This is a genomic window from Streptomyces sp. NPDC001744, assembly GCF_042892575.1.
Taxonomy (GTDB): Bacteria; Actinomycetota; Actinomycetes; order Streptomycetales; family Streptomycetaceae; genus Streptomyces.
In genome coordinates this window covers 252,999-277,026 of record NZ_JBIAUG010000004.1, presented here as the reverse complement: position 1 = coordinate 277,026, position 24,028 = coordinate 252,999, and the positions used below count along the sequence as shown (strand labels likewise).

Here is a 24,028-nt window from a genome sequence, read left to right as displayed (position 1 = left end):
GACGCGAAAACGGGTCGCGGCGGCGGCCGCGCTCCCGCTAGGGTCGTGCGCTTCGCCGTCCCCGGCGGGGGCGGTGCGCCGTCCTCCGCGAGGGGCGCGCCCGCCGTTCTCCACCCAGGGAAGGGAGCCCCATGCTGCGGCTGTACGCGACGGTGGCCGCGGGCGGGTTCCGGCGCTACGCCACCTACCGGGTGGCGACGGCGGCGGGCGTCTTCACCAACAGCGTCTTCGGCCTCGTCCTCTCCTGCACCTACATCGCCCTCTGGGACGAACGACCCCACCTCGGCGGCTACTCCGCGGACGACGCCCTCGCCTACGTGTGGATCGGACAGGCCCTCATCACCGTCTGCGGCCTGATGGGCGGCGGCTTCGAGGACGAGCTGATCGAACGGATCAGGACCGGTGACATCGCCGTCGACCTCTACCGCCCCGCCGACCTCCAGGCGTGGTGGTTCTCGGCCAACGCGGGCCGGTGCGCCTTCCAGTTCCTCGGCCGGGGGGTCGCCCCGATGACGCTCGGTGCCCTCGTCTTCGGCTTCACCCTGCCGTCGGGGCCGGGCGGCTGGGCGGCGTTCCTGCTCGCGGTGGCGCTGGGCTCGGTGGTCGGCTTCGCCCTCTGGTACCTGGTGGCGATGAGCGCGTTCTGGCTGCTCGACGGCCAGGGAGTGGTCCAGGTGGCCTGGCTGGGCGGCCTCTTCTTCTCGGGGATGCTGCTCCCGCTGAACGTCTTCCCGGGGACCCTGGGCGAGGTCGCCCGGCTGCTGCCCTGGGCCTCGCTCCTCCAGGTCCCGGCCGACGTGTACCTGGGCAGGTACCAGGGCTGGGACCTCGCGGGGGCGTACGGCTTCCAGGGCTGCTGGGCCCTGGTCCTGCTCGGCGCGGGCCGGGCGGCGCAGGCGGCGGCGACGCGGAAGGCGGTGGTGCAGGGTGGCTGAGACGGAGGCGGGCCTCCCGGAGGAGGCTCCCGCGCCCGCGGACGGCGGGCCGGACGGCCCTCCCCGTACGGGCCCGGACGGCCCGCCCCGTACGTACCGCGGCCCCGCCGACTCCCTCCGTACGTACCGGATGGTGGCTGCCATGTGGATCCGGTCCACGACGGCGTACCGCGTCTCCTTCGCCCTCACCCTCCTCACCAACTTCTGCGTGACCTTCTTCGACTTCGTCGTCATCCTCCTGATGTTCGGTCAGGTGGAAGGGCTCGGCGGCTTCTCCTTCGCGGAGGTCGCCCTCCTGTACGGGACGGCCGGCACGTCCTTCGGGATCGCGGACCTGACGATGGGCTCGCTCCAGCGGATGGGGAAGCGGGTCAGGGACGGTTCGCTCGACGTCTTCCTGACGCGCCCGGCGCCGCTGCTCGCCCAGGTCGCGGCGGACAAGTTCGCGCTGCGCCGCTTCGGCCGGGTCGCGCAGGCGCTGTCCGTCCTGGTCTGGAGCCTGCTCCTGCTCGACGTGGACTGGACGCCGGCGAAGGCGGTGCTGCTGCCGGTGGCGGTGGTCTGCGGAGCGGTGATCTTCAGCGCCGTGATGGTGATCGGCGCGTCCGCCCTCTTCTGGATCCAGGACGCGGCGGAGGTCACGAACTCCTTCACGTACGGCGGGAACACCCTCCTCCAGTACCCGCCGTCGGTCTTCGCGCAGGAGCTGGTGCGGGGCGTCGTGTACGTCGTGCCGCTGGCGTTCGTGAGCTGGCTGCCCGCCCTGTACGTACTCGGCCGGCCGGCCCCGCCGGGGGTGCCGGAGTGGGCGGCGTTCGCGTCGCCCCCGGTGGCGCTCGCCTGCTGCGGGGCCGCGGGCCTCGCCTGGCGGGCGGGAATCCGTTCGTACCGATCGACGGGAAGCTGAGGCCATGGTTCCGACCGAACCCTTCATCCATCTGGACGAGGTGGAGAAGACCTTCACGGTCCGCCGCCGGACGGGCCCGCTCCGCCGGGAGAAGCGCGAGGTCCGGGCGGTCGACGGGATCTCGTTCGGGGTGGAGCGCGGCGAGATGGTCGGCTACATCGGCCCCAACGGCGCCGGGAAATCCACCACCATCAAGATGCTGACCGGCATCCTCACCCCCAGCGGCGGCCGGCTGCGGGTCGCCGGCATCGACCCGGCGCGGGAACGCACCCGCCTGGCCCGGCGGATGGGGGTGGTGTTCGGCCAGCGGACCACGCTCTGGTGGGACCTGCCCCTGAAGGACTCGTACAAGCTGACGCACCGCATGTACCGCATCCCGGACGCCCGCTACCGCGAGAACCTCGGCCGGTGCGTGGAGCTCCTGGACCTCGGGGACCTGCTCGACGTGCCCGTACGGCAGCTCTCGCTCGGCCAGCGGATGCGCGGCGACATCGCGGCGGCCCTGCTGCACGACCCCGAGGTGCTGTACCTGGACGAGCCGACGATCGGCCTGGACGTGGTCTCCAAGGCGCGGGTGCGGGAGTTCCTGGGGGACCTGAACCGCGAGCGCGGCACGACGGTCCTCCTCACCACCCACGACCTGACCGACATCGAGCGGCTCTGCTCCCGCGTGATGGTCATCGACCACGGGCGCCTGGTGTACGACGGCGGACCGGCCGGCCTGCACGCGGTGGGCGGGAGCGAACGGCTCCTCGTGGTGGACCTGGAGCGCGAGCTGCCCCCGATCGAGGTGCCCGGCGCCCGCTTCGTCCGCGCGGAGGGGCCCCGCCAGTGGCTCGCCTTCCCGGCCACGGCGTCGGCGGCGCCCCTGGTCGCGGCGGTGGCGGCGACGCATCCCCTGGTGGACCTCTCGGTGCGGGAACCGGACATCGAGGCGGTGATCGCGAAGATGTACGGGGGAACTCGGGACGAGCGCCGGGAGTCCCTGATGTAGGAGGTCGACCATGGTGAGTTTCTCGTACACGGCGGCGGACGAGGAGAAGAGCAGGGGCGTCCGGCGGATGAAGACGCTGGCGACGTCCCTGCTGCTCCTCGTGGCCGTGATCTACGCCCTGGCGACGTGGGCGCGGAACGCGGGAGCGGGGGCCTGGGCCGGGTACGTCGCCGCGGCGGCGGAGGCGGGCATGGTCGGCGCGCTGGCGGACTGGTTCGCGGTGACCGCCCTCTTCCGGCACCCGCTGGGCGTGCCGATCCCGCACACCGCGATCATCCCGAAGAAGAAGGACCAGCTCGGCGCGTCCCTCGGCACCTTCGTCGGCGAGAACTTCCTGTCGGCGGACGTCGTGCGCGGCAGGCTCACCGCCCTGGGCGTCGGCGGCCGGCTGGGCGCCTGGCTGGCGGACCCGGCCCACGCGGACCGGGTGGTGGCGGAACTCTCCACGGCCCTGCGGGGCGCGCTGACGGTGCTGCGCGACGCGGACGTGCAGGCGGTCGTGGGGGAGGCGATCACCCGGCGGGCGGAGGCGATGGAGATCGCGCCGCCCCTGGGCAAGACGCTGGAGAAGGTGGTCGACGACGGGGCGCACCGCCGGGGGGTGGACCTGATCTGCGCCCGGGCCCACGACTGGCTGGTCACCCACGGGGACTCGGTGATGGACGCGGTCCAGGGCGGTGCGCCGGGCTGGACGCCGCGCTTCGTGGACAAGCGCATCGGGGAACGCGTCTACAAGGAACTGCTCCGCTTCGTCACGGAGATGCGGGACATGCCGGGGCATCCGGCGCGGGGCGCGATCGACCGGTTCCTCGCGGACTTCGCGGCCGAACTGCAGGCGGACACGGACACCCGGGCCCGCGTCGAGCGCCTGAAGTCGGACCTGCTGGCCCGGCCCGAGGTGCAGGACGTCATCGCCTCGGCCTGGGCGTCGGTCCGGGCGCTGATCATCGCGGCGGCCGAGGACGACCACAGCCAGCTCCGCCTGCGCGCCCGCGCCTCCCTGATCTCCCTGGGCCGGCGCCTCGCGTCGGACGCCCGCCTCCAGGCGAAGGTCGACGGCTGGGCGGAGGACGCGGCGGCCTACCTCGTCACCACGTACCGCACCGAGATCACGTCCCTGATCACGGACACGGTCGCGAGCTGGGACGCCACCCAGACCTCCCGGAAGATCGAGGCCAACATCGGCCGCGACCTCCAGTTCATCCGCATCAACGGCACGGTGGTGGGCGCGCTCGCGGGGCTCCTGATCTACGCGGTGAGCCACGCGCTGGGCGGCTGAGGGACGCCGCTCCCACGGGCGGCCCCGGGCGTCACCAGCGTTCGTACGCGCTGAAGGGCCTGGCGCGACCGCCCGAACGGACGGCGATGATTCGGTCCTCGTACGGGAGCAGGCCGACCAAGGAGCCGGCGTCGTCGCGGAAGGCCCGCTCCTCCTCCACGTCGCCGGTGGCGGCGTCGAAGACGTACAGGTGGTCCCCGTGCTTGCCGGACCCCGACACCGCCATGACCCGGCCGGCCTCCGCGCGCAGGCCCTGGACGACGTAGGCGGCCCCGCCGATGTCGTCGTCCTGCCACAGCTCGCCACCGGTCGTCAGGTCGAAGGCGACGAGACGCCCCCACGGGCCGCCGTCGGTGAGCGCGAAGAGCCGGCCGTCGGAGACCGCGACGTGCGGGCCGATCGTGCCGTAGCCGTCGCCGGTGGACCGGATCCGCGCCCCGGGACGGCCGTCCGGTCCGAAGACGAGGAAGGCGTCGACGCCCCGGTCGCCCTCGTCGACCCGCAGCACGACCGGGTCGGTGGCCGTGAGGGCCACGTTCGCCCCGGTGGAGACGCCGTCGCGGGCGTCGAGGGGCGTGGTCCAGCGTTCCCGGCCGTCGGCGGGGTCGAAGGCGGCCAGCTTCATCTCCTCGCCGCACGCCAGGACGACGACGACCTGCCGCGGCGCGACGTCGGTACGGACCGGGGCGCATCCCTCCGGCGCCGCGGCCGTCCAGCGCGGGGAGCCGGTGCGGAGGTCGAGGGCGCGCACGACGGGTGCGCCCTTCCCGGTCCCGGCGTCGAGGACCACGCCGAGCCCGCCGCCCACGGCCAGGGCGTCCCCGTCCGTCGGGGCGAGGGAGGCGCGCCACAGCTCGCGCCCGTCGGCGAGGCCGAGCGCGACGACGACGGAGCAGCCCCCGCCGGTCCCTCCGGTGTGGGCGATCAGCACGCGGTCGTCGTCGGAGGTCTTCCCGGCGGCGCAGATGTCGGTCCGCCGGGGCGGCACGAACTCCCAGCTCCTGCCGCCCGATCCGGCGTCGAAGCCGGTGACGGCGTCGTACCGGGCGCGGGCGAGGGTGTCACCGGCGAGCCAGGCCCGGTGGACGCCGCCCTCGGGCGCCGGGCCGTCGCTCGGGGCCTCCCAGGCCGTCGTCATCGACGATCCCGGCCAGTAGCCCGTGGGGCCGAGGAAGAACCCGCCGAGCCCGACGACGATCCCCAGCAGAACACCGACGGCGGCCAGGAAGCCGAGCACGGACCGCCATGTACGCGGAGCCGCCGCACCGTCTCTCCGCACGCCGCCCACTCGCTCCTCCATACGGATCCCCACTCCTGGTCCGGCCACTCGGATGGCCTACAGAGTAGGGGTCGGTGATCAACGGCGGCGAGGGACGGGCATCCCGGCGGCTCAGCCCTTGTCGCGGGTGACGGCCCAGGAGGCGGCGGCGACGGCCCCGGCCACGGAGAACACGGCGGGCCAGGCCCCGATCCTCTTCGCGAGCGGGTGCGACCCGGCGAACGCGGCGGCGTAGGCGGTGGTCAGCCCCACGGATGCCTTCGTCCCGCCCGTCCGCTGCCACTCCCGCGCGGCCACCCCGCCGGCCACGGCGAGCACGGCACCGCCGAGCGGTCGCTTCCCGGTCCACCGGGCGACGGCGTACCCGCCGACGAGTCCGGCGGCGGCTACGGCGGGGGAGGGGATGCGGGGCATGGCGGGGCCTTTCGGGTCGGACGGGTCGTCCTCCGAGCGTACGAGGTGCGTACGGGGCCTTCGCGCGGGGTCAGGGTCCGGCGGGGGCGCGGGTGCCGCCGGAGGCTTCCCGGCCGGGCGACGGCGAGGACCCGCCGGGGACGCGGGAGGCGCACCGGGCGCACAGCGTCTCGTCCCCGACGGGCCGGAACAGCATCGGCTGGACGTGGTCGCCGGAGCACTCGCGCGTGCCTTCGAGGCGCGGGGACAGCCGGAGCCCGGACGGCGGGGCCGCCCGGGGAAGCGCGCGGGGCGGCACGTCGCGGAGCAGGTACCGGACCAGCCCGCCGGGCCGGTGGACGGGCGTCCCGGCACCGGGAAGGCCGCGCAGGACGTGCTCGTGGACGTCGGCGGAGGTGTGCCCGGCGTCGAGCCAGCGGGCGGCGAGGCGGACGAGTTCGTCGCGCATGCCGGGCGGGATGTGACGCAGGGCGGGGGAGAGGAGCGGCAGCGCGCCGACGAGGGCGCGGGCTTCCTCCTGTCGCGGGCCGGTGGACGCCTCGTCGGCGGGGAGGGGGGCGGGCGCGGTTCGGCGGCCGGGCCCGGCGGGGTCGTCGGTCGGCTCGTCGGCGGGGTCGTCGGCCGGTTCGTCGTCGGGTTCGCCGGTCGGTTCACCGGCGGCCGACGGAAGGTGGGAGGTGTCTTCCCCAAGGTCTTTCTCTGGATGACCGCCGGTCGACGGGGCCTCCGGAGCACCGGCGGCCGGGACACCGACGGCTCGTTTCCGAGGACTCGGTGCGAGCTGCGGGGACACCTCGTCCGAGCCGTCGGAGAGGGGTGTCCGGGCGAGGATCTTGGCGGCCTCACCGGTTGTCAGGGGGGAGCTGGAGACGAGCTGTTGGGTGATCCAGAGTCCTCCGGCCCCCTGGACCCGCCGCTCGTGTACGAACCCCTCCGCCTTGAGCTGCCGCTTGGCGCGGGTGAACGCGCATGCTCCGATCCGGGCACGTTCGGCGCTCCGGGAGAGTGATTCACGGGCGTCCCGGGGGAGCGAAAGCTGCCAGGTCAGGAGGCGCACGGCATCGGAGTTGAGGCGGGGGTGCCGGATGATCTCGTGCGAGTACTGGCCGAAGGCGCGGGAGGGCACGATAACGTGGCGGTAGATCACGGTGGGTTGCTTCCACTAGTGGTTCAGGCCCTCGTCGATGGTTGGCGTCATCGGCGAGGGCCGTTTTGCACGACCGTACAGCACGCAACGTGTCAAGTAGGACACACGGAGTGAAGATCACCTATGTGGGTGATCACCAGGGCCGTGCCGCAGCCGCCGGCCTCACCGGGACGCCCACGCGCCCCTCGGCCCGGCGCCCGGAAGCATCCGGCCGGGCTGGAGCGAGGGCGCACGGGGGAACCGAACGGCAGCGCCGTATCCTGAGCCGGGCAACGCGGGCACGTCCGGTGCGGCGCAGCCGTCCACGCCGGGCATCGGGTTCCCGGCAGACGATGGGGAGTTGGCAGTGATCAGCCTGGCCGCAGTGGGGGGAGTGGCCCTGGTCGAACTGGGCATGGCCCTGACCCCGGGACCCAACATGATCCACCTCGCCTCACGCGCGATCACCCAGGGCCGCAGGGCGGGCCTCGTCAGCCTGAGCGGGACCGCCGTGGGATTCCTGTGCTACCTGGTGGCCGCGGCCGCCGGCCTGTCCGCGCTGTTCGCCGCCGTGCCGCTCGCGTACACGGTGGTCAAACTCGCGGGGGCCGCCTACCTCGCCTACCTGGCCTGGGACATGCTCAGGCCCGGTGGCCGCTCCCCCTTCGCTCCGGCCGGAGACCTGCCTCCCGTCTCCGACGCCCGCCTCTTCTCGATGGGTCTCCTGACCAATCTGCTCAACCCGAAGATCGCTCTCCTGTACGCCGCTCTCCTGCCCCAGTTCATGGACCCGCAGGCGGGCCCGTCCTGGGCGCAACTGCTGCAACTCGGCAGTGTGCAGATCGTCGTGGGGCTCTCCGTGAACGCCCTGATCATGCTGAGCGCGGCACGGGTGTCGGGGTTCCTGGCCACTCGGCCCCGCGTGATGGCCGCCCAGCGGTACGCGGCAGGCGGCTTGCTCGGCGTCTTCGCGCTGCGCACGGCCCTGTCCCGTACCCCTGCCTCGGCCTGAGGCGCGCACGCGCACCGGTGAGACCGGTGCCCCCTCGCCTCAGCGCTCGGAGGCGTCCCGCCAGTAGTCCGCCAGCATCTCGCCCGGCCACGCCGGCTGGGTGACGGGGCCCCGGGGAAGCATCTCCCGGAACACGGCCACGAGGTCAACGACTTGGGTCCCCTCGTCGGCGTCGAGGTCCGTGACGTGCAGGTCGAGTCCGTCGACCTTGAGGAGCCTGGGGAAAGAGGTCGCGAGCCGGGCCGGGCGCCGGTGGTTGTGGTGCACGAAGGTCCCGGTCGCCGGCCAGGCGGGATTGTCGCGGGGACTGCGCGCGTGCAGGGCGACGTCGTCCGGGGAGCCGAGGTTGAAGAACCACGTGACCTGGAGGTGGGAGAACTCCTCGATGCCCCGCAGCGTCTCGACGGGAAACTCCGGCCGCAGACGGATGACCGACTCCACTCCGCCCTTGAAGTCGTCACGCTTCCCGGCGTGCCCCCCGACGACGTCGGCGATGACCGGCACCTGAACGAACTCCGCGGTCACGGTCGGACCTTCTTCCTTCTCGGCGGGGCCACTTGGGGATGCGGCGACGTCAGATTACTCGCTGGAGCACGGCTCGGGCCCGTGCGTCCACCGCCGAGGCGGAGGGGATGCCGCGGTGGCGGAACGGGGGCAGGACCGTACGCATGGTGACGACCGCCTCCCGCGCCCTGCCGGACTGGACACCGTCCATGGCGTCCAGGGCACGGGACCACGTCCGGCAGGCCGCGTCGACATCGCCCTGCCCGGCCTGGACCGTGCCCATGTAGCCGGCGAGGGGAGCGTCGTCGGCTTCGGCGGCCGGCTTGAGCGCGAGGGTGAAGTGGCGTCGTGCGGCCTCGTGCCGGGAGGCGTCGAAGCCCATCCACCCGGCCACGTACACCGCTTCGGCCGCAGCCGAGTACAGCGAGCGCCGTACTTCCTCGCTGCGGAAAACCCCGCCGACGTACCTGGCGACGTCATCGACGATGTATTGATGAAGAGCGGTCCGGCCGTCGACTCCCCCGTGGCTACTGGCGGAACCATGGGAAGTCGCCGAACCCCGCAGTGCGGTAGGGCCGAGCGACGACACACGTGGCGATCTTCTTTTCCAACCCGCCGTCCTCGACCAGTACGACATCCACCCCAGCATGCGCCGGCAGATCGGTGACTACCTCGCCGGCACCTCCCCCTACCTCGGCCGAGACGCCGACGCACCTCCACAGCCCTCGGCGGACCACAAGTCGAGGTCGTGGGCGGGCGTCCGATTCCGACGCACGTCCGCCCACGGCCTCGCATCAGTGCAGCAGGTGCGAGAAGAAACCGACCTCGGGGTCCTCCGGCGTGCCCACGAGCAGCGCACGGTCCAGGAGGATGTTGTTGTGCTCGCAGCTCGTCTCCGGGAGCATCACACAGGCGTGGCAGGCGGCGAGGTTGGTGCCGCCGGTGCCGGACGCCTCGGTCTCGACGCAGAGCGGGTCGGAGGAACACCACTCCGCGCGGCGGACGGCGGAACGGATCGTGCGGGCGAGACTGTCCGGTTCGCCCTGGGCCACGAGGCCCCCGAGACTCCCTGCGGAGTCGCTCGTCGCCGTGTAGACGAGGATTCCCGCCATATCGGCATCGGCATAAAGGCGCTCGCGCAGCGCGGCGGCGGGGTAACCGGCGTCGAGGCTCCATTCATTGATGAGGACATGGGCCAGCGTGTGGAGCAGCACCATGCGGGGGGACGCCGGGGACGGCGGAAGCAGGGACGGATCGGCGGCGCGCTGCCCCATGAGCCTCTCGTGCGCGGCGCGCATCCGCTCGGCACGCGCCGCCACGGCGGTCGAGCGCGACCACTCGTCGAGCCGTGTGTGGTCGAGACGGAGGAAGACGCCCTCGCCGCGGACCTCCATGGCGGGCAGCCAGGTCAATTTCGACGTGGAGAGCGCGGCCTCCCTGCCCTCGGTCGTCATGTCGGGCTCGGCGAGCCGGGTGAACGCCTTGAGTGCACGGACCTCTCGGAGTTTCTTCACCAGCATGGGACCGGCGATCCCCAACGGGCGTAGCTCCGTGGAGTCACTGAGCGGGGACTCGCAGACGAACTGCTCGTCGTGGGAACGGGCGCCCTCGTCGTTGCCGGCGCGGAGGCGCTCGTACTCCTTGTGGCGCAGGGCGCGGTACCGGTGGTCGAAGCTCGGGGCCTCCTCGCTCTCGGGGTCCTCCGCGCGTTCGGCGTCCAGAAGGGCCATGACCTCGTCGATGGGTACCGGGCACTCACCGTCGAAGACGAACTTGAGACACATCTCGATCTCGTTGCGCCCGTTCAACGCACGAAGCTTCTCCCAGTGCTCGGCGAGCGGGTCGGCACGCCCGTTGCTCCACGGCGGGATGGAGAGCGCCGACTTCAGCACCGGCTGCCACACCGCGGAGGAACCACGCTGAAGAGTACGGGGGGCGAAACCGCAGGACGGATCGGCAGGGACCGATGTACCGAGCCACGGACGGGTGCCGCGGCAGCGGAGCCCGAGGTCCTTCAGGGCCTTCTTGCGGAAGGAGCCCTCCATCGAAACCTCCGGCACTCCGCAGGTGCACGAGACCACGATGGAACGGAGGGACGAGCTGCGCCCGGAGGAGCGCAGCTCGAGGGTTCCCCCGCACTGGCCCGCGGTGGTCGTGCCGGTACCGGCCGCCCTGTGGATCCAGTGCCAGTAGGGGAACTCGTCGAGGTGTCCCGCCTCGCAGGCGATCACGAAGCGGGAGGGGACCAGATCGACCTCACAGGTGCCGCAGACGCTCTTGCCGGGAGGCGGGTTGAAGTCGCGGTGCCGACGCAGTTCGTTGCATTCGGGGCAGGAGTGCATGACGGGAAAGCGACGGACCCGGACTCCGTCCTTGCTGGCCTCGTCGGATGCGGGAGGCAGCCGGAAGTACTGGACGCCCAGGAGACGGGCGAGCCGATGCTCGTAGATCCTGGGGGACTCGTCGGTGCTCCAGTGGGTGTCGGCTCCGTCCAGGCCGGATACCACGAAGGACTCGTGGTCGACGGCGATCAGGGACCCGACACCGTAGGTGGTGATCGCCTGGGAGCGGCGGACCGCGCCCCGGCGGGGCAGGTTGTGGGCGGGGGCGCGGCCGTCCGTGCCGGTGCGGCGGCGACGTGCGGGGGGCGGGGTCATCGGGATGCCTCCATGAACAGGGCGGACTCGGCGTCGACGTCGCGCAGGCTCCACAGGGTCGGCCACGCTTCCGCGTCCTCGGACTCGTCGTCGTACGGCTTCAGGAGCGACGGTCTGCGGTCGCCCTTCTTCGGTTCGAAGAGGAGACCGCCGTGGATGTCGGCCTCCTCGCACCACCAGTCGACGAACTCGTCGAAGGCACGGGAGACGGCCTCGGTCTCCTCCGGTGCCACCTTTCCCACACGTTCGAGGAGGATGACCTTGATTTCCCCACGGATCCGGGACTCGTAGGAATCGATCCGACCGGCGGCGTCGTTGGGGCGGGCTTCGGGAACCAGGATGCGGGTCAGGGCGACGACCACGGCATGCAGGCCCCGCTCGCGGGCGCGGGCGGAGAAGGGGGTGACGGACGTGGACTCCACCTCGCGGTACAGGGCGGAGTGGAAGTGCAGGAAGTTCTCGTAGTGCGAACGGTCGCGCGAGCGGGTCGCGTTGAGCAAGACGGCGACCAGGCCGGGGTGGGCACGGCCGACACGGCTGGTGGCCTGGATGTACTCGGCGGTGGTCTGGGGCTGACCCATCACGGCCATCAGACCGAGGCGGTCCACGTCGACGCCGACCGCGATCATGTTGGTGGCGAGGAGGACGTCCACGGCGTCCTCGTCCGGGAACCTCTTCTCGATCCCCTTGAGGCGGGTGGGGATCTCGCTGGCGTCGATCCGGCTCGTCAGCTCCGAATAGTTGGCGGCGGACCGGACCTCCGCCCCCTCCCGCTCGGCGAGCAGCTCCAGGTAGGCCACGACGTCGTCGTGGACCTGGAGTTCGGCGGCCGACAACAGGCGGAGGCTGTTGAAGTAGCCCACGAGACTCCAGTACGCGTCACGTACTTCGTCCCCGGTCCGGGCCTGCTTGGCGCGGTGCATCAGGGTGGCGTAGGTACGGATGAGGAGCGTGGACTGACTGGTACCGGGAGCGAACAGCCCGACGTAGCGCCTGCTCGCCTTCTCCTCCCGGGGCGTCTCCACGGCGAACCACGAGTCGCGGGAGTCCAGTCCGGCCGGCGGGAACTGCCGCACGCCACGGTCGAACAGCTTCCTTCCCTGATCGGCGGCGCGACGGATGGTGGCCGTGGAGGCGATCACCTTGGGGTGGCCGGCGAGCGCGTCCACAGCGGTCTCGTAGAGGCCGGTGAGCGTTCCCAGCGGGCCCGAGATGAGGTGGAGCTCGTCCTGGACGATCAGCTCGGGGGGCGGTGTGGCGTCGGTGGGCTCGTCGAGGTTGAAGAGGGCCGAGGTGGCGGGACGCCACGGCATCGAGGCGAACTTGTCGACAGTGGCGATCACCAGGGTCGGGCGGGCGTCGTAGACGGCCTCGTCGATCAGGTGGACCGGCAGACCGTGGTCGAAGTCGCAGCTCTCGCCGGGACAGCGGACGTGCATCCGCTTCTCGTCGCGGTCGACCTCGTAGTTGCGGGCGTCCAGGCGGGTGCCGCACCAGGGACAGGCGTGCAGTTGCACGGGGTTCTTGGTGGCCAGGCGCCTGTCCGGATCCCTGTGGAGCTCCGTGAGCCTCTCCTCGGCCTCCTGAAGGGTGTTGGGCGTGGCCGACCGGCCGACCCACATGCCGATGGAGAACTCCTCGGTGCCCAACTCCGCGGGCAGGTCGCGTCGCATCAGCTCCATGGCGCAGAGCAGGATCGCCGCACGTTCGAACTGCTGGAGCGTGAGGAGACGCAGCGTGTAGCGCATGAGCACGGTGACACCACCGCCTTCGGCACCGCGCCGGATGCGACGCAGGAACGAGGTGAACGCGATCAGGCCCAGGTAGGCCTCGGTCTTGCCACCACCGGTCGGGAACCAGAGCAGGTCCACGACGTCACGGTCGTCGTGCTCGGGATCGTCGATACCGGCCAGGCAGAGCAACAGGAACGCGATCTGGAAGGGGCGCCAGCGGCCGGCCGCCGCATGCGGAGTGCCGACCCGTCCGCCCTTGACCCAGGCACTGCGGGCACGCTGATCCGCCATGGCCCGGTTCGCGAGTCGAAACGCCCGCATCAGGTCGGGCTTGTCACCGAGGAGCTCGATGCCTTCGCGGATTCTCCCGAGGGCTTCGCGACAGGCATCGACCTGCTCGCGGGCCGGTTTCTCGTGCACCGTGTCGATCAGGGCTGCTGCCTCCGCCTCCTTCCGGTCGATCCAGTGCGCGTAGCCCGTGACCAGCGCCCCCAGAGCGTCCAGGACCTCGGTGTCCGAGCCTTCGGCGAGACCCAGCATGGACAGGGCTGAGCTGTCGATCTCCGGGTTGGAGTCGGTGAGCAGCACCTCCACGGTGGGCACGAACTCGCTGCGCACCTCGGTCACCGCGGCCGGTACGGATTCGGTCATGCCGATCGGCGGTGGCGTCCAGTCCCATTCCGCGGCGCAGCCGTGTCCGACGGCGAAGGTCGGGGCATGACGATGGAGCAGTCGGCCGACGGCGACCTCGGGGTCGTACGCGGCGGTCGGGGCCGAGCGTTCGACGAAGGCGCTGGAGCCGTTGGCCGCGCGAACGGTGAGCCCGCACTGGAAGAGGGAGGCGGCGTCCTGGAGGTCGTGCTCACCGATCTGCCGGGCGTTGACCAGGGTGACGGTGACCGTGACGGTGCCGGCCACCGGGTCACGGCGTCGGACGTTGACGCGCAGTTCCACGTCATGGCCGAGCTTCTCGACCTTGTTGGGGTCGGGAACGGTCACGTCGACCGAGACCTCCCGCAGTTCGAGCACCTTGCGCCGCCACCGTTCCTGCTGGTCGGAGGTGGTGCGGGCCTCGGCACGGCGGGCCGGGACGGGGTTGCCGTCCGCATCGGTCGCCTCGTAGACGGCGGCCCGGGCCCGGATCACGATCATGTCGTCCTCGTGCGGGTTCACCGCGAAGGTGAGCCCCATCGACGAGGGGCGCCGGGACCCCGCGCCGGTCTCGTCCGTCGCGGCCGGCTCCTCGCCGGTGTCACGGGAACCCACCGCGACCCGGTCCAGGCCCTCCTGTTCCTGCTCGTCCTCGCTCCTGCGCTCCCGCGCGGCCGGGTTCGCGGGCCTCGGGTAGAGGATGCCCGCGAGGTAACGGTCGATCGGGGCGTCCTGGGTGAGGACCTCGTCCCGGTCCTCCGGTGCGGCGTCGGAGGGAGGGCCGAGGAGCTCGCGGCGCAACCCCACCAGGATCTCCTCGTCCCGGACCCGGTAGTGCTCGGCGTGCCGACCTTCCACGTCTGTCATGCGCTCGTCTCCTCGTTGTCGTCGGCCCGTCGATACCGACCGATGCCGGTGATCCGGGGAATGATCCACACGCCCCGCTCTCCGAGCCCGGCGTTGGCGCCGGCGGCCGTGCTGCCCGTCACGGTCTCCAGGGTGTCGATCCTCGAACCGCGGATTTCATCGGGCCACCAGGGGTCCCAGGCCCGATTCACCTTCTGCACCTGGAAGAGTTCCTCACGGAAGCGTGCCGAGGCCTCACCGATCTCCCGTCCGTCGTGCAGGAGGACGTACGGTGGGCTCTGGTGTTCGCCCATCGGTAGATCGTGGCGTTTGCGCAGCGTCACTTCGTGACCCGGAACGACTTGCTCCAGAAGGTAGGCCTGGGTCGCCACGGCATCGGTGTCGTGGCCGGGCGGGTGGTCCCTGGACACGTCGCCCGCCTCGGCGACGATTCCGTACCTGTCGTGCGACCGCCATCCCCCCACGTATCTGCGGCCGTTCTTCCTGCCTCCCGCGCGCCGCAGAATCGGCAGTTCGGGGCAGCGCACGTGGTAGAGGTCCTGGCGGGCGCGTGTCATCGCCACGTAGAGCGCTCGGGCCTCGGCCGGGAGGTCCAACTCGCCCTTCTTGTACTGCCTGCGGAGCTCGGCGACGCTCGGCGGCGTCAGGACGATCACCCGATCGAACTCGAGCCCCTTGGCGCGGTGCACGGTGGAGACGACGAGCCGGGAGGCCTCCGGATCGGCCGCCTCATCGGGAAACCTGCCCTCGGCGACCGAGCGGCGCAGTCGCTCCATGTCCAGCGTGGCGCGTCCGGCTCCGCGTGCGGCGCGGCGCAGCACCGCCCACAGGGTGGGTACGTGCGGTTCGTAGGGCAGGGGGATCTCCGCGAGCAGTGCGCGGAACCGTTCCTCGGTGAGACTGTTCGCCTCGGTACGGCGCAGCAATGCGGCCACCCAGTACGGGACCGGCCGTTCCTCGAGGGGGCGTCGCAGCCGGTGTGCGATTCCGTGCTCGTGGAGAAGCTCGGAGACCACCAGGGCCTGACGGTTGTCCCGGGTGAGGATCGCGCAGGTGTCGGGGAAGTCCCGCAAACCGTCCAGGACGAGCGGATCGACGAGTTCGCCCAACCCGTTGGTGGGCTCCAGGAGCAGGTCGCGCAGCTCCTCGTACAGCGTCGCCGCCCGGTCCGCATCGGTGATCCGCTGCAGCAGCGGGCCGTGGGCCAATGCCACCCCGGCTTCGGGGGTGTCGGCCCTGAAGTTCCGCGTGAGGTGCAGTTCCACCAGGTCGTCGGCGTACGAAGAACGCAGCCAGTCGAAGAATCGGCCGGTCTCGTCGGCGCGTTCGGCCAGGTCCTCGATCTGGAAACCGTAAACGGTCTGGGCGGCATCACCGACCACCGTGAGGCCGCAGGTGTCCTGGTACCGGTCGAGAAGCGTCTCCACCAGTTCACGGCGGGCTCCCAGCAGGTCCTGCACCTCGTCGATCACGACATGGGCGGGTGGAACGGCGTCACCTGCCTCCAGAGCCCCCTTCTCGATCGCCCGAGCCGCGGCCGTGATCCGCTCGTCGAAGCCGACCCCACCCCATTCGCCGTCCGGATACGCCTGCAGGAGCACCCCGTACGCCCACGCGTCGAAAGTCTGTGCCCGGACCCGGCGTGCCCGGTCGCCGTGGCGGGCGATTCGTTCCCGCAGCTCACGCGCCGCGGCGCGCGAGAAGGTGAGCACCAGGATCTCGGCGGCCTCCAGAGACTCTTCCGGATCCGCGTGTCCGCACAGGGCGTCGAGCCGGCGCACCAAGGTGTGCGTCTTGCCCGCTCCGGCGCCTGCGGTGACCAGGACCCGGGCGTCCCAGGGCTGCTCGACCACGGCCCGCTGCTCGTCGGTGAGCGAGGGACTGTCGAGGTAGGGACCGGTCACTTGGGGCTCCAGAGGTGCTCGAACTGGGTGAACGCGAGCCGGGTGTCGAAGTTCGCGATGTTGTCGCTGACGTTGAGGATCAGGCAGGTGTCCTTGCCACCGTTCCTGGGACCGCGCAGACCGCGACCGATCATCTGCTGGTAGACGTTGGTGCTGTAGACCGGACGAGCCACCACCACGACACGGGTGGCGGGCGCGTCGAACCCCTGGGTCAGGACGCCGTAGTTGGCGAGGACCCGGATGCGTCCCTCCCGAAAGTCCTCGATGCGTCGGCGCCGGTCCTGGGCGCTCGTCGTCGAGTCCACGGCGGCAGAGGGCACACCGCGGTCGTTCAGCCTGGCCGCCAGGTACTTGGCGTGGTCGACGGAGGTGGCGAAGAGCAGGGTCGGCCAGTCCTCCGGCAGACCGACCACCTCGTCGACGATGCGGCGACTGCGCGCGTGGTCGTCGGCGAGCCGTTGTTCGGCCGCCCTCGCGAGCGTCGCCATCCGGTCGGCCTGCGCCTTTTCCTCCCGGGTCAGCTCGATCCGACCGCCTTCCAGCGTGCGGTGCTCCACCTGCGCGAGCATGCCCCACTCCTGAAGGTCCCGGTACGGGTCCCCGGAGGGGAAGACGCCTTCGTCGAGACGTTTGTTGCCGAAGCGGTTGACCAGCCGGCGGGTCTCCTCCTCGTTGGTGTTCCGGAACGGGGTGGCCGTCAGGCCCAGCAGGTGCCGTTTGGTATCGAACTGCGTCAGGCCCAGGTGTCCCAAAATCTCCGTGTAGCGCTTGGAGACCGCGGTGTGGGCCTCGTCCACGATCACCAGGGAGGCGCGGCGCAGCCAGTCGTACGCCTCGGTACCCAGGCAACGTTCCAGCTTGGCGTCCGTCGCGACGACGAGGTGCGGATGGTCGACGACGTTTCCCACCTCGTTGGTGCTCCAGAGCCGACTGATCGTGAGGGGGCGTTCCGCGCCCACCTTGTTCCAGACGAACTTCCAGCTCTGTACGGCCTGCTCGCACAGCTCCTCGGTCTGCGCGATCCACAGCAGCGGCCCCTGCAGATCACCCACCTGCTTCACCCAGCGGATCACGGCCTCCGCGGTGACTCGGGTCTTGCCGGCACCCGTGGGCAGCGACAGCATGGCGCGCTGCGGGGCCAGCCGATCGAGCAGGGAGCTGATGTTCCGGACCAGGTCCTCCTGGTAGCCGTGGAGACGAGGGAAGTCCCGGGGGCCGTCCACCGTCTCGAAGGCGGGAGGCGACGGGGTCCGGGAGCCGGCGAACGCCACCGGCAGCCTCAGGTCCGAGACGAAGGCGATGGCGGCCGACGAGCCTCCGTAGCCGACCGGAGCGTTCGGGAACCTGGCCTGGATGTCCCGGGCGTGCTGCTGGAGGACTCCGTCACCGTGCGCGTTGAAGGCCATCTGCGCGATCCGGTGTCCGGTCGGCTCCGCGCCGCCCGTCTCCTGCAGTTCGGCGTCCATCAGGCCTTCGGGCAGCCCGGACCGCAGGGCCTCCGCCCCGATCAGCAGCTCGATCTTCGTGACCACGTCCTCCGCGTCATGTACGGCCTTGATCGCGGCCCTCGTCTCGCTGTCCCGGGCCATGCGCTCCTGGTGATCCATGACCGCCCTGCAACCGGCTGCCCCGAGACCGAGCTCCAGCTCGCGGTCGATCAACCGCAGCATCGGCTCCGGACCGAGCGGAACGCGGACCTTCACCGTGCCGCCCTGGCGCACCGCGTCCAGGGGGCGGGGCTTCGCGCCGTTGGGGGTACGGGTCACCTCCTCCAGCTCGACGCACCGCTGCACCATGCTGTTCCGGGTGGCGCTGTTCAACCGCTGACGAAGGCCGGGGTACAGCTCGACGAGGGGCACCGGGTCACCGTCCGGGACCTCGCGGGTCTCCCGGCTGATGACGTCGGCGTAGCGGAGCATGCCCCACTTCTCGACCATCAGCTCGGCGTCCTCGGCCCTCGTCACGAGCAGGGCGGGGAGCTGTTCGGCACGCAGCGCCCGGTACTCGGCGGCACCGACCGCGACGGTGATCTCGTCGTCCGGACGGGCGCCCCAGGTGTCGCCGATCCTGCATCGGGTCAGCGTGTCCTCGGGGAACTCCGCACCGAACCGGGTCAGCATCACGTAGGTACTGCCGACGAAGACGTCGTCCTCACTGCGGGACACCTCGACGAGGAGGTTCTCCCAGCGGTCGGCCGGAACCTCGTCGACCGTGGTCGGCAGACGGAGTTTGCGGGCCTTCTCCGGGGAGATGTCGGCCACCGGCAGTACGTCGCGGTAGGCGGCCAGCTGTGGCCCCACGGCTTCCTTCAGGGGCTTGATCCCCTGGGAGGTGGCCACGGTCCCGTACTTCCTGAGCAACCAGCGGATGGGTGAGGCGACAGCCTGGCGCGTGCTGGTCTGCGCACCGATCTGGCGGGTCCAGTGGTCCACGACGGCGTCGTCGGGCAGCGCCTTCAGGAAAGCGGCACGGGACTCGTCCGACAGGGCGCGGAAAAGGTGCAGGGGGCCGCCGACGGCGGAGCCCTCCACCTTCATCCGGGCGAGAGCGGGGCGCGGGGCGCGGTCGTCCAAGGTACGCAGATAGGCGGAGTGGACCGCCTCCCGGTACTCCTCGAACCATGCCTCTCCCTCCGGTCGCACCGCTGCCGAGGGGCGCTCCCGCAGTCCGATCTCGGGGAAGAAGGCCAGGTCGTCGGAGTGGAACTCCTTGTCGACGGCGATGCTCGGGTCGCGCTGCGGGTCGACGACCGCACCGGGCAGCATGCAGTCGCGCACCGGCCGGAATCTTCCGTCCGCGGTCCGCACGTACAGCGTCTCGCGCGGGTTCGGGACGCGCTCCAGCAGCTTGTGGGCCAGACGGCGCCCTCCCGCCTGGCGGAACAGTTCCCAGAAATGCTTCCACTCGGTGTCCCCGTACCCGCCGAAACCTCGGTCGAGGACGCTGATGAACCGACCTTCGACATCCGCCTCCCGGATGCCGAGAACGCCGAGGGCGTGGGCCAGCGAGGGGTTCTGGGCGATCTCGTCGACCACGTACACGAGGGCTTCGCGCAACCCGCCCTCGTCGGCACGACGGAAGACCCGTCCGTGGACGGGGGCGACGAAACCGTGTTCCTCGGTGAGGACGATCCGTGCCTTCCGGGCTTCCTCGGCGTACGGGGAGTGGATCTCCACCATGTCCGCGAGGATGCGGATCGCCACCGCGGACGCCTCCGCGGTGGCGCACTCGACCAGTGCCTCCAGCCACTCCCGGACACCGGCGCGTTCGTGCCTGGCCGCGACGAGGATGTGCTCCACCTTTCCGGAGCGCAGGGTGTCGACCTCGGCGCTGGGGTGCAGCCAGTCGACGGGGCGGCCGGGGCACTCGTGCCACATGCGCAGCCAGCCCACGAGGCGCTTGGGATCCTTGTCGAGACGCGGGTGGACACGCAGGTCGTTCGGAGCGCGAAGGGTTCCGTCCTGGTCGGGCAGCGACGGACGCACGGCGGCCCGCGCCCAGATCTCCCGGGTCAGGAACTCGTCCGCCCAGCTGATCGACTCCTTCACACGACCGGGGAGCAGAGGGAGGTAGGCGGCGGGATCCTCGGCAGGAGCCAGCCGGGTGAGCGAATCGACGACCAGGGCCGAAGAAACCTTGATCATCTCTTCGTTGAAGGCCGAGGAGTCGAGCAGGTTCTGCCGGTCCTCGTTGGTCTTCCAGGCACCGTTGAGAATGCCGCTCAGGGACATCTCGTACTTGGTCGGGAAGAAGGACCAGAAGCGGCCCCTTCCCCGTGACTTCGAGAGGTACAGCCCACTCTCTTCGTCCTTCTCCAGTGCGGGAACGGCCCAGGCGAGGTCGAGCGTGAGACGGTCGTGCAGCTCACCGGCGTCGGCGCGGGCGGCCGGCCCCGGCTCGTGGGTGACGGAGAAGACCCGCCACCGGCCGGTGGCCGTGGGCTTCCCCGTCCGCTCCTCGACCACCGTGTGCAGGTCGCCCCGCTGCTCGGTGGTCAGCACCCGGCGGACGACGGGGCGCGGCCTGCGGTCCTCGAGGACGACCTTCGCCACGTGGGGCGAGAGGAGCTGGAAGCCGACCGGGAACTCCTCGCGGGAGGAGCCGGCCCCCGTCCGTCCGCCGTGCATGTCCTGGGCCAGCCTGTCGGCGGCGCCGGCGAGCAAGGGCAGTCGTACGACGGTGGTGGCCCAGCCGAGCAACTCGTCAAGGACGGGATCCTCGGAGCGTTCGACGGCCATGTCGAGGGGGCGTGCCATGCGCAGCACCGGGGCTTCGAATTCCGTACCCAGGAGTTTCTCGACGCCCGGCACCGAACGAATGCGTTCGTACGCCCATTCGCGGTCGAAACCGAAAGAACCGGTGGCGCTGAAGAACTGAGGGGTGTCGGTCACGACCAGAACGGATTTCACGCCCACGCCGAAGCGCCCGATCTGGCCACCGCGCTTGCGCGACATGCTCATGCGCAGAATAGTTTCCGCGCCTTCTGGGGTAACCGGAGTTCCCTCATTGGCGCAGTAGAGATGCGTGGCGGTGAGAACCACATGGACGGTTCCACCGGGATCGGCCGCGATTTCGTCCGCCGCGTTCTGCACCAATTCGAACAGCTGGCGGTCGCCGTATCCGCCCTGGGTGATGCGACGCTCACTGTTGGCGTGTTCCGGAATGAGGCCGGGATCGACCTCGTAGGTCTGCAGCACGCGAGCCGACTGCTCGACGACGGTACGGATGACGGAAGGGTCGATGGTTGCCATGCCTCTGCGGCTCCTGGAGTCGAACAAGAAGGGGAAGGGGACCGCGGCGGGCCGGCCCGCCGCAAGGACGCCGGACGCTACTCGGTCCCGTGCGCCTGGCCGGCCCGCCGCGAACTGCCGGGCGAGCCGTCAGCCGTCGTCGTCGGAGAAGCCGATGTCGTGGCACTCGCCGAAGTGGGCCAAGTGGGCGTCCGTCACCCCGGACGTCTCGGCGATGTGCTTCCGCGCCTGTTCGTCCGGTGCCATGCTCAAGCTCAGGTGATACGCGCTCCACTCCCGTGCGGACGAAGGCGGTTCGTGGGGCACGGTATGGGCGGCACAGTACGAATCCGAGTCCTCCGAATTTTCCAACACTATTTTTCCCCTCCCTGGACGTCCTGTCGCGGAATTTTCCGGGACAGGTAATACACCGAAGCGCGCTTGAATGCCGCGTTGGCGCCGACGAGTAGGGCCAAGCGGATCTTCGAGAACGCTAGAGGACGTGGCTCTGTCGTACCAGGCGGTTCCGGAAATTCGTCGTGCGTTTTTCGGAGACACGCGAACGCGACGGAGGGAAAGGAGCAAAAGGGTAGGGCTCCGCCAGGCCGCTGCGGGGTTCTCCCGGGCGAGACAGCTTTTCCGTCACCCTTGATCATAGTCGATGAGAGGCCGGTTGTGGAGGCGAAAATCAGCCGACAAGATCCGGCCGGTTTCGATGGGCAAATCGGGCATTCTCCACCCTTGGTGGGCGAAAGGTATTTTTGTTCCGACCGGCATCCCTCCATGGGTGGTGGGGTGACGTCAAGTAAAAGTTGACATGATCGACTCCGTCAAATTAGCCTCCTTGTGTCCAGGGACACGGGGCACGGCACAGGAACGGAGTGGTCGCATGGAGGCCGACGGTGAGGAGTTCGGGCCCTGGCTGGCCCGTCAGCTCAGGCTCGCGGGGAAGACACAGGCGGAGCTGGCGGAAGAGCTGGGGCTGACTCGCGCCGCGGTCTCGGCCTGGATCACCAAACGGTCGATCCCGCGCCCGACCGTGATGGAGGAGATCGCCAAGGCACTCGGTACGGACGTCGGCACGGTGCACACGCGCACCACCGACACGCAGGCGGGCCTTCCTGTCACCTGGTACCACCGGCCCGGCTACCCCGATGGCGGCCGCGACGGTGGCAACGCCGCCGCCTTCGCCTTCGACGCCGACGTCCAGGTTCTCGCCCGGGAGACCTGCCAGAACAGTCTCGACGAACGACTCACGGAGAACGGCCGCCCGGTCCGGGTGCGCTACACCATCCACGAGCTGACCGGCGAGGCGCTGGAGGCCTTCCGCAAGGCCGTCCTCTGGGACGACCTCCACCCCCATTACGCCGCGGTGTCGCAGTCGGCCTCGCACCAGAAGGTCGGTCGGGTCGTGGACGCGGGGGTCCGCGACATGTTCGAGAAGGGCCGGCTGGTCCTGCTCCGGGTCGACGACTACAACGCCTCCGGCCTCACCGGGGACGACTACGACGACGGCAAGTTCGCGGCCGTCGTCCGTCGCCAGCTGGAGAGCCTCAAGTCGGGTCGCGGGGCGGGAGGCTCGTTCGGCCTGGGCAAGGCGACGCTCTGGGCGACCAGCGCACTCGGCATGGTCCTGATCAACTCCACGCTCTCCGTCCCCCACGAGGGACGGACCGAACGCCGCCTCATCGGACGACTCGAACTGCCTTGGCGCTCCGTCGGCGGCGAGTCGTACGCGGGACCCGCCTGGTTGGGGCGCCCCGATCCGGACAGCCCGGGGGCGCAGGTGGCTCGCTCGTGGTGGGCGGACGAGGAGACGGTCGAACGCCTCCACCTGACCCGGGACAACGACGAACCGGGCACTTCCTTCCTCATCGTCGGCGCCCACGACGTGGCGAGCCTCGACCAGAGCGCTCCCGACCGCGACGACGAGGACGGGGAAGGCGTCGACGACGACGGGACCCGCGACATCCGGTCCATGCACCGACGGCTGGTGGAAGCGCTCGAGCGCGACTTCTGGGCGGCCATGACCGGAGGCGGGAGCCGGCTCCCGCTCCTGGAGACCTCGGTCCGCACATTGCGCAACGGGCAGGTGGTCCTGGAGGAGGAGAAGGTCGACCCCGCCCGGTCCCAGCCCTCCCGCACCAGGGCGCTGCGTTCCTTCTACGAAGGGACGACCGTGGACCGGCTCACCGAGGCCGGCCAGGTCGCCCTTCGCCAGGTTCCGTTCAGGCTTCCGCTCATGGGCGGGCGCCGAGGCACGTTCGGCACGCACCACGCCGTACTCCTCGTCACGGAGGCCGAGGACAAGGACGGTGTCCCGAACCAGGTCCACGCGTTGCGCGGCAACCGGATGACCATCAAGAAGACCGGTGTCGCCGGTCTTCCCCTGGGCGTCAATTCCTTCCAGGCCGTTCTCCTGACGGGGCACGCGGCCGGAGAGACGGCACCCTTCGCGGAGGAGGCCGAGGAATTCCTCCGGGCGGCCGAGCCGCCCGAGCACGACCGCTGGGGTCAGACGGAGGAACTCACCCTGCGTTGGTCGCACACCGCACACCACCGCATCGCCCGGCTGACCACCGAGGTCAACTCGGCCGTGAAGGAACTGGTCGCCAAACCGAGGAGGTCCGGCGGAGAGGGGAGCACGAAGCTGCGGAAGGCGCTCACCGTCCCCCGCAAGACCACGCCCAGGCGTGGCACCGGGACGGCCCTGCCCGAGTTGGACGGGCTGGACGCCTCGATCGGTGAGGCGGGGGAATGGCGGATCACCGCGGAAGTGAAGCTGCCCCGCGCGGACGAACTGCCGGCCATGACGCCGGTTGTCCTGCTCGACGTGAGGTCGGGCGGTCGCCCCCGACTCGACTGGGCGGAACTCGTCGCCGTGGAGGGCTGTGAGGTGGAGGGCGGCGTGCTCCGTTTCTCGCCCGGCGTCCGGCGAGCCGTCTTCAGCGGTGCCACCGACGTCACCAGCCATCCGGTCCGTACCGCGCTCACCCGGCTCGTCCTCGAACTGCGCACCGGAAAGGGGGAATGAGC

The 24,028-nt window shown here is 70.8% G+C and carries 16 protein-coding genes and 1 pseudogene; 7 read left to right on the top strand and 10 right to left on the bottom strand.

The window, feature by feature from the left end:
- The first annotated feature begins 134 nt into the window (after nt 1-134).
- The 4 genes from ACFYZY_RS07420 (at nt 135) to ACFYZY_RS07405 (ending at nt 4,115) form a co-directional block, all read left to right on the top strand.
- Nucleotides 135-935 carry an ABC transporter permease gene (locus tag ACFYZY_RS07420; protein WP_388690629.1) on the top strand — a complete coding sequence of 267 codons (801 nt, stop codon included), beginning with the start codon at nt 135-137 and terminating at the stop codon, nt 933-935.
- Between the two features lie 142 nt (nt 936-1,077).
- On the top strand, nt 1,078-1,842 hold the full coding sequence (locus ACFYZY_RS07415; RefSeq protein WP_388690333.1) for an ABC transporter permease: 765 nt from the start codon (nt 1,078-1,080) through the stop codon (nt 1,840-1,842).
- Between the two features lie 4 nt (nt 1,843-1,846).
- Nucleotides 1,847-2,836, top strand: a complete 990-nt coding sequence (locus ACFYZY_RS07410; RefSeq protein WP_388690331.1) for an ATP-binding cassette domain-containing protein — start codon at nt 1,847-1,849, stop codon at nt 2,834-2,836.
- Nucleotides 2,837-2,846: 10 nt separating this feature from the next.
- Nucleotides 2,847-4,115 (top strand): DUF445 domain-containing protein, encoded by a 1,269-nt coding sequence (locus ACFYZY_RS07405; protein WP_388690329.1) that lies wholly within the window; start codon nt 2,847-2,849, stop codon nt 4,113-4,115.
- 31 nt (nt 4,116-4,146) lie between these two features.
- Here the strand turns inward: ACFYZY_RS07405 and ACFYZY_RS07400 are convergent, their stop codons facing one another.
- The 3 genes from ACFYZY_RS07400 to ACFYZY_RS07390 all read right to left on the bottom strand — a co-directional run bounded on the left by ACFYZY_RS07400 (nt 4,147) and on the right by ACFYZY_RS07390 (nt 6,955).
- The gene (locus tag ACFYZY_RS07400; RefSeq protein ID WP_388690327.1) at nt 4,147-5,352 is read right to left on the bottom strand and encodes a PQQ-binding-like beta-propeller repeat protein; all 1,206 of its coding nucleotides are present in this window, start codon (nt 5,350-5,352) and stop codon (nt 4,147-4,149) included.
- Between the two features lie 153 nt (nt 5,353-5,505).
- A complete protein-coding gene (locus ACFYZY_RS07395) occupies nt 5,506-5,808 on the bottom strand; it encodes a hypothetical protein (protein WP_388690325.1) in 303 nt (100 codons plus the stop codon).
- 70 nt (nt 5,809-5,878) lie between these two features.
- A complete protein-coding gene (locus ACFYZY_RS07390) occupies nt 5,879-6,955 on the bottom strand; it encodes a hypothetical protein (RefSeq protein ID WP_388690323.1) in 1,077 nt (358 codons plus the stop codon).
- Between the two features lie 346 nt (nt 6,956-7,301).
- On the opposite strand from ACFYZY_RS07390, the gene ACFYZY_RS07385 reads away from it, so the two are divergent.
- Nucleotides 7,302-7,946, top strand: coding sequence for a LysE family translocator (locus tag ACFYZY_RS07385; protein WP_388690626.1), 645 nt, complete (start codon nt 7,302-7,304; stop codon nt 7,944-7,946).
- Between the two features lie 39 nt (nt 7,947-7,985).
- On the opposite strand, the gene ACFYZY_RS07380 is transcribed toward ACFYZY_RS07385, so the two are convergent.
- Together ACFYZY_RS07380 and ACFYZY_RS07375 are read right to left on the bottom strand one after the other, a co-directional pair.
- Nucleotides 7,986-8,471 carry a TrmO family methyltransferase gene (locus ACFYZY_RS07380; RefSeq protein WP_388690321.1) on the bottom strand — a complete coding sequence of 162 codons (486 nt, stop codon included), beginning with the start codon at nt 8,469-8,471 and terminating at the stop codon, nt 7,986-7,988.
- Nucleotides 8,472-8,520: 49 nt separating this feature from the next.
- Nucleotides 8,521-8,844 (bottom strand): hypothetical protein, encoded by a 324-nt coding sequence (locus ACFYZY_RS07375; RefSeq protein ID WP_388690319.1) that lies wholly within the window; start codon nt 8,842-8,844, stop codon nt 8,521-8,523.
- A gap of 208 nt (nt 8,845-9,052) precedes the next feature.
- Here ACFYZY_RS07375 and ACFYZY_RS07370 point away from each other — a divergent pair.
- Nucleotides 9,053-9,148: pseudogene (locus ACFYZY_RS07370) on the top strand (NUDIX hydrolase); the annotation flags it as partial.
- A gap of 96 nt (nt 9,149-9,244) precedes the next feature.
- Here the strand turns inward: ACFYZY_RS07370 and drmB are convergent.
- From drmB to ACFYZY_RS07345, 5 genes are all read right to left on the bottom strand, one after another.
- Nucleotides 9,245-11,107: a DrmB family protein gene (gene drmB / locus ACFYZY_RS07365; RefSeq protein WP_388690317.1), complete on the bottom strand. Its 1,863-nt coding sequence runs from the start codon at nt 11,105-11,107 to the stop codon at nt 9,245-9,247.
- Complete coding sequence (locus tag ACFYZY_RS07360; RefSeq protein WP_388690315.1) at nt 11,104-14,358, bottom strand: helicase-related protein; 3,255 nt, start codon at nt 14,356-14,358, stop codon at nt 11,104-11,106. Before ACFYZY_RS07360 ends, drmB begins: the two co-directional genes overlap by 4 nt.
- Entirely contained in the window at nt 14,355-16,262 is a 1,908-nt protein-coding gene (locus tag ACFYZY_RS07355) for a UvrD-helicase domain-containing protein (RefSeq protein WP_388690313.1), read from the bottom strand. Before ACFYZY_RS07355 ends, ACFYZY_RS07360 begins: the two co-directional genes overlap by 4 nt.
- A complete protein-coding gene (locus tag ACFYZY_RS07350; protein ID WP_388690311.1) occupies nt 16,259-21,013 on the bottom strand; it encodes a DEAD/DEAH box helicase in 4,755 nt (1,584 codons plus the stop codon). The genes ACFYZY_RS07355 and ACFYZY_RS07350 overlap by 4 nt, the downstream gene beginning before the upstream one ends.
- 129 nt (nt 21,014-21,142) lie before the next feature.
- Nucleotides 21,143-21,265, bottom strand: coding sequence for a hypothetical protein (locus ACFYZY_RS07345; protein ID WP_388690309.1), 123 nt, complete (start codon nt 21,263-21,265; stop codon nt 21,143-21,145).
- Between the two features lie 616 nt (nt 21,266-21,881).
- Here ACFYZY_RS07345 and ACFYZY_RS07340 point away from each other — a divergent pair.
- Nucleotides 21,882-24,026, top strand: coding sequence for a helix-turn-helix domain-containing protein (locus ACFYZY_RS07340; RefSeq protein ID WP_388690307.1), 2,145 nt, complete (start codon nt 21,882-21,884; stop codon nt 24,024-24,026).
- The last annotated feature ends 2 nt before the right edge of the window (nt 24,027-24,028 follow it).

Bases quoted from the DNA above. Each gene is read 5' to 3' on its own strand.
- ACFYZY_RS07415 (WP_388690333.1), top strand. From the start codon at position 1,078: ATGTGGATCCGGTCCACGACGGCGTACCGCGTCTCCTTCGCCCTCACC.
- ACFYZY_RS07410 (WP_388690331.1), top strand. From the start codon at position 1,847: ATGGTTCCGACCGAACCCTTCATCCATCTGGACGAGGTGGAGAAGACC.
- ACFYZY_RS07405 (WP_388690329.1), top strand. From the start codon at position 2,847: ATGGTGAGTTTCTCGTACACGGCGGCGGACGAGGAGAAGAGCAGGGGC.
- ACFYZY_RS07395 (WP_388690325.1), bottom strand. From the start codon at position 5,808: ATGCCCCGCATCCCCTCCCCCGCCGTAGCCGCCGCCGGACTCGTCGGC.
- drmB (WP_388690317.1), bottom strand. From the start codon at position 11,107: ATGACCCCGCCCCCCGCACGTCGCCGCCGCACCGGCACGGACGGCCGC.
- ACFYZY_RS07360 (WP_388690315.1), bottom strand. From the start codon at position 14,358: ATGACAGACGTGGAAGGTCGGCACGCCGAGCACTACCGGGTCCGGGAC.
- ACFYZY_RS07350 (WP_388690311.1), bottom strand. From the start codon at position 21,013: ATGGCAACCATCGACCCTTCCGTCATCCGTACCGTCGTCGAGCAGTCG.
- ACFYZY_RS07340 (WP_388690307.1), top strand. From the start codon at position 21,882: ATGGAGGCCGACGGTGAGGAGTTCGGGCCCTGGCTGGCCCGTCAGCTC.